Here is a 12,383-nt window from a genome sequence, read left to right as displayed (position 1 = left end):
ATGATTCCGTTTAATAAACCACCCGTTGTCGGCACCGAATTAGAATATATGAAACAAGCCATGGAAAGTGGCAAGCTATGTGGTGATGGCAATTTCACAAAAAAATGTGAAAAGTGGTTAGAAGAACAATTTCATTGTCATAAAACGCTGTTAACGCCATCTTGTACTGCATCGCTTGAAATGGCCGCTATCTTATTAGATATCAAGCCTGGCGATGAAGTCATTATGCCGAGTTTTACCTTTGTTTCGACCTCTAATGCGTTTGTATTACGTGGGGCTACCATTGTTTTTGTTGATATTCGTCCAGATACCATGAATATCGATGAAACAAAAATTGAAGCGGCAATTACAGACAAAACTCGAGCTATCGTGCCTGTTCATTATGCGGGTGTTGCGTGTGAAATGGACACGATTATGGCTATTGCGAAAAGACATAATCTATTTGTTATCGAAGATGCAGCACAAGGTGTCATGTCAACTTACAAAGGTAAGGCATTGGGCACTATTGGTCATATTGGTTGCTATAGCTTCCATGAAACTAAAAACTATTCATCAGGTGGTGAAGGTGGTGCAACGCTCATTAACGATCCTGACTTAATCAATCGTGCAGAAGTTATCCGCGAAAAAGGCACTAATCGTAGCCAATTTTTCCGTGGACAAGTCGATAAATATACTTGGCGTGATATTGGTTCTAGTTACTTAATGTCAGATTTACAAGCTGCATATTTATGGGCACAGCTTGAAGAAGCTGAAAGAATTAATGAACGTCGCTTAGCGTTTTGGCAGATTTATTATGATGCATTGACACCATTAGCAGAAAAAGGCTTATTAGCGCTTCCAATCGTTCCTGAAGGATTAGAACACAATGCGCATATGTTCTATATCAAACTGAACAATATCGAGCAACGTACTGCGTTTAATGATTATATGAAAGCGCACGATGTTTTAACTGTCTTCCACTATGTGTCATTGCATACCAGCCCAGCAGGTATGAAATTTGGTCGTTTTGATGGTGAAGATATTTTCACTACACAAGAAAGTGAACGTTTAGTGCGTTTACCTATGTTTTACAATATGACAGAAGAAGAACAGCAAATCGTTATTGGCCATATTCGCGATTTCTTTGCTTAATTATGTCATTAGCCAAAGCATCAATTTGGACAGCGGGATCAACCCTGATAAAAATCGGGGCTGGTCTGCTTGTTGTCAAATTACTCGCTGTCTCCTTTGGTCCTTCTGGCGTGGGGTTAGCAGGTAACTTTCGTCAATTAATTACCGTACTTGGCGTATTGTCTGGTGCGGGTATTTTTAATGGTGTAACAAAATTAATCGCACAATATCAAGATGATGAGATTCAGCGCAAAAAAGTGTTGGGTACTTCATCATCTATGATTTTGCTGTTTTCTACACTGTTAGCTATTTTATTTCTTCTTTTTTCTGCACCCATTAGCCAAGTGTTATTTGGCGATGATTATCATCAATATCAGGATATTGTAAGAGCTGTTGCTTTTATTCAAATGGGAATAGCGTATAGCAATTATTTCCTAGCGATATTAAAGGGGTATCGTGATGCTGCTGGTAATGCATTATCAATTATCACGGGTAGTATCATTGGTGTTATTGCTTATTATTTATGCTATTTGTTTGCGGGTTATCACGGTGCATTAATTGGACTTGCATTAGTGCCTGCACTTATTTTATTTCCTGCTACATTTTTAGTAGTAAAGCGTAAGCGATTTGCGTTAAGTGAGCTTAAACCCCGTTGGGATAAGGCAATAGCAAGCCATCTTGGTAAATTTACGATTATGGCGATACTGACATCGATTACGTTGCCAGTCGCTTATATTATGATGCGTAATCTACTTGCTGAGCACTATAGCTGGGATGATGTTGGTATTTGGCAAGGTGTAACTAGCATTTCAGATGCTTACTTGCAGTTTATTACAGCCTCTTTTTCTGTTTATTTGTTGCCAACACTCTCTCGATTAACGCAAAAGAGTGACATTACCAAAGAGATCGTAAAATCACTGAAGTTTGTACTTCCTGCAGTTGCCGTTGCTAGTTTTATGGTGTGGTTATTGCGTGATTTTGCGATTTGGTTACTGTTTTCAGACAAATTTGTCGCTATGCGTGATTTATTTGCATGGCAACTTGTTGGTGATGTTTTAAAAGTAGGCGCTTATGTCTTTGGCTATTTGGTCATTGCAAAAGCGGCATTACGTTTTTATATCCTTACAGAAGTAAGTCAATTTGCTTTACTAACACTATTTTCCCGTTGGCTTATTCCTGAACATGGCGCACTTGGTGCAGCTCAAGCCTATATGGCAACGTATATTATTTACTTCCTTCTCTGTAGTTCTGTTTTCGTGATTTATTGCAGGCGCAAATGACAACTTTGATTTACGTACTAGGTTCAGACATTGTGCATCATAACAACACAATGTTACGGTTTTTTAACGACCACCTCGTCACAGAGGCGGGATTAACGTATAAACCTCGTTTTATCGTTGCCAGTAAAGATACTTCACTACAAGAAAGCTACCCAGCTTTAGACATTGAGTGTTTATCGGATAAAAAACAGGTTGCCCAGAGAGTGATTACATTGGCAAAGGCTGATACTCACCAACGATTTCTTTTTTTAGGCCAATTTAATGCCCCGATTTGGCTGGCATTACTGACAGGTAAAATTAAGCGGCATCAGTTTTGGTGGCATATTTGGGGGGCCGATCTGTATCAGGATTCTAAGCAGCTCAAATTTAGACTATTTTATCTTCTTCGCAAGTTAGCACAAAAACGAGTAGGGCGAGTGTTCGGCACACGAGGTGATCTTAACTACTTCGCGCAGTTTAACGTTAATATTCCAGCAAGTTTGCTTTATTTCCCAACAAGAATGGAACCAGCACTGACTGTGACAGAAAAGTCATCTATTGATGCACAACAAATCACTATTATTGTCGGAAATTCAGGAGACAGATCAAATCGCCATATTGAAGCATTACAATCAATAGCAGAACAATATGGAACGCGTGCAAAAGTGATTATCCCCATGGGATATCCTGATAATAATGACGTATATATTGATGAAGTCTCTCAAGCTGTTAATCAGTTACTTCCTGATAATCAGGTTGAAATTTTACGTGATAAACTGGCATTTGATGATTATTTAGCCTTATTAAAGACATGTGATTTAGGCTATTTTATTTTTCATCGCCAGCAAGGCATTGGTACGCTTTGTCTACTTATCCAATTTGCGATCCCTTTTGTTATTAGCCGTCAAAATCCATTTTGGCAAGATTTAACAGAACAGAATGTTCCAGTCTTTTTCTCAGGTGATAAATTAGATGCTGCTCTGATTGAAGAAGCTCAACGTCAATTACTTATACTTGATCGCCAAAATATTACTTTCTTTGCGCCTAATTTTACTGATGGTTGGAAACAGTTGATTGAGATAAGTACAGGAGAACCCCAATGACATTGGCGGAACTGGGTGGCTTGACACTCGTTTATTTTATCTCCTTAAGTTTTATTTTATTACTGGCTTATCAAGAGTTTCGTCGAGTTCGTTTTAATTTTAATGTTTTTTTCTCAATGCTCTATTTGCTGACATTCTATTTTGGCTTTCCACTGACCTGTATGTTGGTGTTCCAATTTGATGTGGCTGTTGTTCCTGTTGATTCATTATTATACGCATTATTAGCTTCTACCAGCTTCTATGCTATTTATTATGTAACTTATAAGGTTAGGTTGAGAAAGCCCGTTAGCGGCCCTTCTAGGTCGTTATTTACGATGAATAGAGTAGAAACCAATCTTACTTGGTTCTTATTGGCATTAATTGCATTTGTAACAGTAGGGATTTTCTTCCTACAAAATGGTTTTTTACTCTTTAAGCTCAAAACATATAGCCAAATTTTTTCAAGCCAAGTATCTGGTGTTGCGCTTAAGCGCTTTTTCTACTTTTTTATTCCCGCCATGCTGGTGGTTTATTTCTTAAAACCGACACAGCAGCGCTGGATTTTCTTCCTGTGTGCAACGGTTGGTTTCGGAATTTTAACTTATATCATTGTGGGTGGAACTCGCGCGAATATCATTATCGCTTTTGCTCTGTTTTTATTTATCGGCATTGTTCGTGGTTGGATAACGTTGTGGATGCTGGTTGCTGCGGGTGTGATGAGTATTGTCGGGATGTTCTGGCTGGCATTAAAACGCTATGGGCTTGATGTTAGTGGGGCTGAGGCTTTCTATACTTTCTTGTACCTAACTCGTGATACGTTTTCCCCTTGGGAAAATTTAGCATTATTACTTGATAATTATGACAAGATTGAGTTTCAAGGGCTTGCTCCAATTATTCGTGATTTTTATGTTTTTATTCCCTCTTGGGTGTGGCCTGAACGCCCTGATGTGGTACTCAATTCAGCAAACTACTTTACATGGGAAGTTCTTGATTACCATGCAGGCCTTGCGATTTCACCAACCTTAATTGGTTCTTTAGTGGTGATGGGGGGCGTTGTGTTTATCCCATTAGGCGCAATCGTGGTGGGATTAATTATTAAATGGTTTGATTGGTTGTATCAGCAAGGACTTAATGAAAACAATTCTTATAAATCCGCTATTTTACAAGCATTCTGCTTTGGGGCGATTTTTAATATGATTGTTTTAGCGCGAGAAGGGGTTGATTCATTTGTCTCTCGTGTTGTGTTTTTCTGTCTGGTTTTTGGTTTATGTTTAGTTGTTGCAAAACTGCTTTATTGGTTATTTGAAAGCGCGGGATTAGTGCGTAATTACGTGACTCGTCAAATACAAGGTGAACCTCGTTTAGAGAAAAAGGAAAAGTAATGGGATCCAATTCAATTCCGAAGTATTCAATCCGTGGACATAATATCTGGGGATTTCGAGATATGGCTCATTTTCTGGATTATCTTTATGAAGGAACACAAATAAAAAGTGGATCTCTGATTGCGATAAATGCAGAAAAAATCCTAACCGCAGAAACCGATACTGCCTTGAATGAATTGCTTAACGAAGCCGATTATCTTTATGCAGATGGTATTAGTGTTGTGCGTGGTATTCGCCGTAAGTATCCAGATGCCAATGTTTCTCGTATTGCGGGTGCAGATTTATGGGAAGCATTAATGGAAAGAGCAGGTAAAGAAGGAACGCCAGTCTTTCTTGTTGGTGGCAAACCAGAAATTCTGGCTCAAACCGAAGAGAAACTAAAATCACAATGGAATGTGAATATTGTGGGGAGCCAAAATGGTTACTTCACACCTCAAGATAGAGATGCGTTATTTGAGCGTATAAAGGCCTCTGGTGCGAAGATAGTGACTATTGCTATGGGTTCACCTAAGCAAGAGCTATTTATTCGTGCATGCCGTGAAGTTTACCCTGATGCATTATATATGGGCGTGGGGGGGACTTATGACGTATTCACAGGTCATGTTAAGAGAGCACCGAAAGCATGGCAGAACCTTGGCTTAGAATGGTTATATCGTTTGTTATCACAGCCAAGCCGAATTAAGCGCCAATTTAAGTTGTTAAAATTTGTTGGATACTACTATTCCAATAAATTGTGATGGTCATTGGATGTTTATTTGTTAGCTAAATGATTTATTCACACTTTCATCTAGCATCTTTATTGTTTAATTATTATACTAGTGGGGCGCTTAGCGTGTAAAAACGCTCCATTTATCGACGAAATGCACAAACTATCGTCAAACAAACTTTTTTTTTCAAAAAGCACTAGACAGACAGTGCGTAAATCCGTACTATCCTCTCCCGCAACGGCGTGAAGCGCCCGTAGCTCAGCTGGATAGAGCGCTGCCCTCCGGAGGCAGAGGTCTCAGGTTCGAATCCTGTCGGGCGCGCCATTAAAGCGTGCTAAGAGTTACGGTGAAGAGCGTTGTTGTAAGAAGTAATAAGATAGCTGTTATGGTGGCTATAGCTCAGTTGGTAGAGCCCTGGATTGTGATTCCAGTTGTCGTGGGTTCGAGTCCCATTAGCCACCCCATCTTATCTTAGTTATTGTTTATGCGAGGGTGGCGGAATTGGTAGACGCGCTAGCTTCAGGTGTTAGTGTTCTAACGGACGTGGGGGTTCAAGTCCCCCCCTTCGCACCAATAAACAAGATAAGGGCAGTGATTCAGACGGCGAGTAGCGCAGCCTGGTAGCGCAACTGGTTTGGGACCAGTGGGTCGGAGGTTCGAATCCTCTCTCGCCGACCAATAAGAAAAAGCCCCGATAAAAAAATCGGGGCTTTTTCGTATCTGTAATTTATAATTTCATATTTAAACTCAGTATATTTATTTTTTCATATCCATATTCATATCCATATTCATATCCATATCCATATCCATATCCATATCCATATCCATATCCATATCCATATCCATATCCATATCCATATCCAATTCTAGCTTTAGCTATCTTTTTCTGGTGCTTATTCTTAATTGATCTCAAATAGGAACAATAACGTCACTCTTTATAAGTGATATCTGGTCTTATCACTTAAGCTTTATTAATAATTTAAATTATTGCCTTATTTTACTCTTCATAAAACGAATAGATGAATTAGTAAAAAAACGTGATTTAATTATATGAAATATAACGATTTTATTTTTTGTGTCGGTAAATGCCAACACTTGGCATTTTTAATGTCGCTAATGGGCGACATTTAACTCATTGATTTAATGTTATTAAATAAGTTGTGTGTTTTTATTGTCGTGAAAAAGAGACGTATGTTAGGCCTTATATTTTCTTTTCTATTTAGCAATAGCAGTATGAAAGCATAGGTGATGTACTTTTTATCATAAAAAATGAGTGAAACAGAAAAGGAAAACTAAAATTCAATAAGTTATCTTATATTTTTGAGGCGGGAGATTTTTATTATCAAAAAAATAAAAATTGGCACGCTAAATGCATTATTTATATCGTAGATGCTCATTCCACTCCTTATGACAGCATTGACTTCATAAACCTAGGAATGATGCAGAGCCGATTATTCGGTGCCTACGTCCACGTTAACGATGAACATCATTCATCATCAACAGGACGAAACGTTGAGTGAGGCACCATCCGTCTGTAGACCTGATTGTATATTTATGCGCCTGTATAGTTTTATACAGGCGTTTTTTCTATGTGCTTTTTTTTACGTCATATAGCCTATCCGTTTTGTGTTCATCGCCTTATCACGTTATCATCCAGCACAAGGATAGACGGGAGATAGTAGCATCATGATAAATAAACAAAAAGCATACCTTGCACAGGAAAGACTCTTTCTCATAGAGAAGTTTGGCCCATTGTTATTCTTTTTGATCCCGTTGATTATGCTGATTATTGGTGGCAAATCATGGGCTAAGTATGTGGCTTTTCTTTGTCAGGGGATTGCGCTGATTTATATCGTGGTGTTTTACCAAGCAAGAAAATATTACTTGTCATTTAATCAAGAAAACGTGAAAGGAATTCCCGGTCGTTTTTACCGTATTGCTTGGATATATCTCTTTTTGACTTTATGTGTAGAAGTGGTGTTGTTATTTCAATATGGCTTTTAAATCACATAAAAAAACCCTCAATAATAAAGAGGGTTTTTAGATCAGGTGATTAAACGATTTATGATCACATTCTTATCGAATGCGCTTATTTACTTTTTTTCGGCTCTTCAAAAATGACAGAATCTTTTTTAAGCGTCATTAATAAAGCATCCTTACGAACTTTGGCCGACTCCTCAGATTTTTTCTGTTTATCCAAGGCATCAGCAAGCCACGCAAAGTCATGAACGTCAGGACGCTGTTTTAACGCATTACGAAATGCCGATTCTGCTTGCACCCATTGCCCTTGTTGCATGGCAATTTGCCCTAATGTACTGTTGAGTAATGGTGTAGGACCATGTTGCTTAATAAGTGAATTTAGCACTTTTAAAATCACATTAGCATCTGTATTTTTTAAACGTGGCAACAGTAAGATCAAGCGTTCATCATACTGACGTTTGATCCCCTCTAAAATGATCGTTTGGGCAGTAACAGGATCGTTGCACTCAATAAGATGTTCAGCTAAAACAACACGTAATGCATTATCATGGTGTACTTTACGTGGTTGTGCTTTCCACCAATTTTTTAACCCATCACAGCCACTTTCGGACATTTTTTGTCCCATAATACCAATGTAGGCTTTTTGGCGTAATTGTTCTAATTCATCATCCGTATGTAATGCAATTTTTTGCATAGATGGAATGATATCAAGTAATGCTTGCCAAGCTGCGGTTCGTGTATAAGCCGTTTCAGCTAAACGTAAAACCTCCGGATGGCGAGGGGCCTGATTTAATAATTCATCAATTCCAGTACGCGCTGCATGATTTTCATTTTGTGCTAATAAAATACGCACTCGAGTAATATCAACTGGAAGTTGATTGGTATCGGCAAGTTCAGCGGCTCGTTCAAGATGCTGCTGAACTCGGAATTCATCACCACGTTGTTGTGCTGCTTCTGCCGCTAATAGATAGTTTACAACAGGTTGTTCCGCATAGTCTGCATTGCGACTCATCAGTTTTTCAACTTCTTTAAAGTCGCCTTCTGCTAATTTCATTAACGCCATACTCGTTTGTTTACGAGCACGATTACGTTTACGGAAAGAAAACCAACTATAGGCTTTTGAACCTGTACCAATAAAACGGCGATAACTCCAACCAATCAGCAACAGCGCCAATTGCAGTAAAATAAACATAATGACGAGGCTGGTAACACTGGTTTCAATATTCCAATTATCTGTTTGTATAAGCACGTAGCCTTGATGTCCTGCCAATATTGGGCCAAAAATGATGCCCGCAATAAGCACCACAAAAAGGAGCAGTATTTTTAACATAAGCTTATTCCCCTTGTTGTGCTACTGGTGCATCAGCTGCTGTACTATCGGCAGCCGCATCTTGTGCACTTTCTGATGTACTTTGTTCAGCTTCTACTGCTTGCGCATCTTGAGCTTCAACAGCTTTCGGTTGAGTATACTCATTTTGCGCCAGTAAGTTACGGATCTGTCTTTCTACACGTTTTTCTAACAGTACTGGACTTTTTAATTCTGTAGGCATTGTCAGCGTGATAGGTTGTTTTTCTAATTCAGAGACAGTCTCTAAAAATGCGGTTGTACTTGGATCAGAGGTATCGAAATAAGCACGAACCCAAGTGGATACAGCCTCAAGCGATTGCTGATAGATCTCAGTTTGATGGCGAGGGACAGCTTGGGAAGCAATTAATAAACGTGAACGAATATTCTCACGTAAATAGATATCTTGGTTTGGCGCTAATAAAGGCACTGCTTCAGTATCTCGACGACGGATAGTAATGAAGTCATCCATAAAGCTTTTCCAGCTTTTACTTAGGTTTTGTTTCCAATCTGACAACGAACCTGAAATAGTTTCGTCATCTTTATCCATAGGGGGGCCATTACGCTCAAGATCTGCTAAACGAAGATTATCAACCTGATTAGCTAACTGATTTATCTGTAAGATAGTGCCGTCATTATCAATCTTGGTTAATGCGGCTAAACTGCTGATATCTTCATTAATAGCACGACGAATTTCAAGTAAACTTGGATCGTTCATTTCTGCCAAGCTACTATCAGCGCCTTTTAGTAAACTTACTGCGGTCACTACATCTTGATCATTCCATAACTTACGGCCCGCCATTTTCACCATAAAATCGGCTTGTGCTAATAACCAACTTTTGACATCAGCACTGGAAATAGCCGCAAATCGAGTTTGTAGATCTTGAATTTGATTATCTGTGGCTTGGCGTTCGTTTTGTAATTTCTCAATAATTTGTTTTTGTGAGTTAAACAAACTATCAATATTATCAAAGCGTTGTTGATAGGTATTTTGTAGCTGCTGTAATTGAGTTAGCTCTAATTTAAGTGATTGATTTTCTGCACTTAACTTTGAAGCTTGTTGATTGGTGTAATAGTAAAGACCACCACCGATTGCCAAAATAACAAGGATAGCAACAGCACTTCCAATTAGGCCTGAGCGCTTATTATTAACAGGTTTGACTTCCTGATAGCGGACATTCTCATCAGCTTTAGCTGTATCTTTTGGTAAGTCATTATCATTTGTATTTTTCTGTTCCGTCATATCGGTGTCTCATTTAGGTTCTATATTAATGCATGAAATAAAGCATCATTATTGGCACTTTCAGCAACGGTGACGGTTTCCCACCCTAATCTTTTTGCTATTGTTGCTAATCGTTCACTCACCACCAGTAAATGGCAGTTTAACAGCCATGCTTTCTTAGATTCAGCGACCAGATCAAAGAGTTGTTGTAACATTTCACCGCTAGTGACAACAAGTGTATCAACCTGTGCTTTTTCCCACTGAAGTGCAAAATCGTCAGGGGAGTAATGAATAAATAGGCGTTGGTAACATTCGCATTCATCAATCATTGCACCTCGTTGGCGCAATGTTGTTGCAAGTAAGTCGCGACCACCGTTACCTCTAAGCAGTAAGATCTGTTTATCTTTCACCTGATTGAGAGTAGGAAGCGCGAGAAGATCTTCGCTAGTTTCTCCTTGCTCAGGATAGTGAATAGAAAGACCGCTTAAATGTTGGAAATCCTTTGCTGTGCTTTGACCTATTCCATAATAGGATAGCGTATCTGGCCATGATTGTTGTAATTGATTTAGTTGCCAGTTTGCGTATGACACCGCATTTTTAGAAAGTAAAAAGACACAATCACCCGCCTTTAATCCTTTTAGCTTAGTATCTAATAAAGGAAGCTCACGACCTGCGATGATCTCTATTAAAGGTGCTTGAAATGCTATTTTCCCTGCATTAATTAAACGCTGGGTTAATGCTTTTCCTGCAGGATCAGGGCGAGTGATTAAAATACTCATGCAGGTGTATTGCCTTGATATACCGCTGTTAGAATGGCTCTGGCACCTTTATCTAAAAGCTCTTCAGCTAGAGAAATACCTGCGGTTTCAGCTTCTTGTGGGGGAACTAAACGCTCACCACGTAAAATAGTTTCGCCGTCAGGTGAACCGACTAAAGCCCGTAACCAAATTTTGTCATTTTGCCAAATAGCATAGCTTCCAATTGGAACTTGGCAACCCCCTTCAAGGCGCGTATTCATTGCGCGCTCTGCTTTAACACAAATTGCTGTTCGGGAATGATTGAGAGCATCTAATAACTGACGAGTATCATCGTCATCTAAACGACATTCAATTCCCACAGCACCTTGTCCAACCGCAGGTAAGGATTGCTCGGCGGATAATGGTGTGCGGATACGTTCATTTAGACCAAGACGTTTTAAGCCTGCAACAGCAAGAATAATGGCATCGTAATCGCCGTTATCTAATTTACTTAAGCGAGTACCTACATTACCTCGTAAATCACGAATAATCAGATCAGGGCGTTGTGCTTTTAATTGACATTGGCGACGTAAACTTGATGTGCCCACAATACTACCTGCTGGGAGTTGCTCTAATGAATCATAATGGTTAGAAACAAAGGCATCTCGAGGATCTTCGCGTTCACAAATTGTCACTAATCCTAGACCTTCGGGAAAATCAATTGGAACATCTTTCATAGAATGAACGGCAATATCTGCGCGTGATCCAAGTAGAGCAAGTTCTAATTCTTTTACAAAGAGCCCTTTACCACCCACTTTAGCTAAAGGTGTATCTAAAATGATGTCACCTTTAGTGACCATCGGTATTAATTCGACGACTAAACCTGGATGAGCAAGTTGTAGTTGTTCTTTCACATAAAGCGCCTGCCACATAGCAAGAGGGCTTTGGCGGGTAGCGATACGGATGGTACTTTTTGACATAATAGTATTATCTCTTCCGAGCGATTAGCGATATTTTTGTTTAGAAATAAGGCATTGTTTTAACACTTTAAGGCTCAATTTTCCAGTTAAGGCGTTTTGAGTAGTGATAACAATGAAAGAAATAGGGGGGTAATCGAAAAAGAAGAAAAGAAAAAGAAAATAAAAAATAAGTAAAATAGTGATCTATTGCGATGAATTTATTTATTTTCTGAGTTTTATTCTTTTTATATCTATATAAACAGTGTGGTTATTTACAAAAATAAAACATTGATCTATTGTTGTTAACATGTAATGACCGATAAATAAGATAAATGTAACACCCAATCTGAACGCATTGATAAAACAACCATTATTTCAAATGACATTTTTTTGATGATTACTTTCTCATATATAAAGACACGATAAAATTTAACAAAAATATTATTAAATAAAAATAAAAGAAATAATAAAAAATAGAAAAATAGATTAAGATTTAAATAAAATAAATATCTAATGAATATTAAATATTTATTTTATTATTATTATTTTAATATGAAAAAATATTTCATTATTTGAATATAAAAATAAAAAATATAAAAA

The 12,383-nt window shown here is 38.4% G+C and carries 10 protein-coding genes and 4 tRNA genes; 10 read left to right on the top strand and 4 right to left on the bottom strand.

The window, feature by feature from the left end; genetic code table 11:
• The 10 genes from rffA (at position 1) to ABN080_RS13055 (ending at position 7,544) form a co-directional block, all read left to right on the top strand.
• Entirely contained in the window at positions 1-1,131 is a 1,131-nt protein-coding gene (rffA, locus tag ABN080_RS13100; RefSeq protein ID WP_196554225.1) for a dTDP-4-amino-4,6-dideoxygalactose transaminase, read from the top strand.
• 2 nt (positions 1,132-1,133) lie between these two features.
• The gene (gene wzxE / locus ABN080_RS13095; protein ID WP_072070850.1) at positions 1,134-2,390 is read left to right on the top strand and encodes a lipid III flippase WzxE; all 1,257 of its coding nucleotides are present in this window, start codon (positions 1,134-1,136) and stop codon (positions 2,388-2,390) included.
• On the top strand, positions 2,387-3,472 hold the full coding sequence (locus ABN080_RS13090; protein ID WP_196554226.1) for a TDP-N-acetylfucosamine:lipid II N-acetylfucosaminyltransferase: 1,086 nt from the start codon (positions 2,387-2,389) through the stop codon (positions 3,470-3,472). Before wzxE ends, ABN080_RS13090 begins: the two co-directional genes overlap by 4 nt.
• Entirely contained in the window at positions 3,469-4,833 is a 1,365-nt protein-coding gene (wzyE, locus tag ABN080_RS13085) for an ECA oligosaccharide polymerase (RefSeq protein ID WP_349441223.1), read from the top strand. The genes ABN080_RS13090 and wzyE overlap by 4 nt, the downstream gene beginning before the upstream one ends.
• Positions 4,833-5,570: a lipopolysaccharide N-acetylmannosaminouronosyltransferase gene (wecG, locus tag ABN080_RS13080; protein ID WP_196554227.1), complete on the top strand. Its 738-nt coding sequence runs from the start codon at positions 4,833-4,835 to the stop codon at positions 5,568-5,570. The genes wzyE and wecG overlap by 1 nt, the downstream gene beginning before the upstream one ends.
• Before the next feature lie 217 nt (positions 5,571-5,787).
• Positions 5,788-5,864: transfer RNA gene (locus ABN080_RS13075), tRNA-Arg, on the top strand.
• 64 nt (positions 5,865-5,928) lie between these two features.
• Positions 5,929-6,004 (top strand) — tRNA-His (locus tag ABN080_RS13070).
• Between the two features lie 22 nt (positions 6,005-6,026).
• Positions 6,027-6,113, top strand: a tRNA-Leu gene (locus ABN080_RS13065).
• A gap of 28 nt (positions 6,114-6,141) precedes the next feature.
• Positions 6,142-6,218: transfer RNA gene (locus ABN080_RS13060), tRNA-Pro, on the top strand.
• A gap of 1,008 nt (positions 6,219-7,226) precedes the next feature.
• Positions 7,227-7,544, top strand: a complete 318-nt coding sequence (locus ABN080_RS13055; RefSeq protein ID WP_196554228.1) for a hypothetical protein — start codon at positions 7,227-7,229, stop codon at positions 7,542-7,544.
• Between the two features lie 85 nt (positions 7,545-7,629).
• Here the strand turns inward: ABN080_RS13055 and hemY are convergent, their stop codons facing one another.
• The 4 genes from hemY to hemC are packed head-to-tail and all read right to left on the bottom strand — an operon-like array spanning position 7,630 to position 11,804.
• The gene (gene hemY, locus ABN080_RS13050) at positions 7,630-8,850 is read right to left on the bottom strand and encodes a protoheme IX biogenesis protein HemY (RefSeq protein WP_196554229.1); all 1,221 of its coding nucleotides are present in this window, start codon (positions 8,848-8,850) and stop codon (positions 7,630-7,632) included.
• A gap of 4 nt (positions 8,851-8,854) precedes the next feature.
• A complete protein-coding gene (hemX, locus tag ABN080_RS13045; RefSeq protein ID WP_196554230.1) occupies positions 8,855-10,108 on the bottom strand; it encodes a uroporphyrinogen-III C-methyltransferase in 1,254 nt (417 codons plus the stop codon).
• 20 nt (positions 10,109-10,128) lie between these two features.
• A complete protein-coding gene (gene hemD / locus ABN080_RS13040; protein ID WP_196554231.1) occupies positions 10,129-10,866 on the bottom strand; it encodes a uroporphyrinogen-III synthase in 738 nt (245 codons plus the stop codon).
• Positions 10,863-11,804, bottom strand: a complete 942-nt coding sequence (gene hemC, locus ABN080_RS13035; protein ID WP_196554232.1) for a hydroxymethylbilane synthase — start codon at positions 11,802-11,804, stop codon at positions 10,863-10,865. The genes hemD and hemC overlap by 4 nt, the downstream gene beginning before the upstream one ends.
• Positions 11,805-12,383 lie beyond the last annotated feature (579 nt).

This window comes from Proteus sp. fly-1089 (assembly GCF_040138965.1).
GTDB lineage: Bacteria > Pseudomonadota > Gammaproteobacteria > Enterobacterales > Enterobacteriaceae > Proteus > Proteus vulgaris_B.
This window is presented reverse-complemented; position numbering and strand designations above follow the sequence as displayed.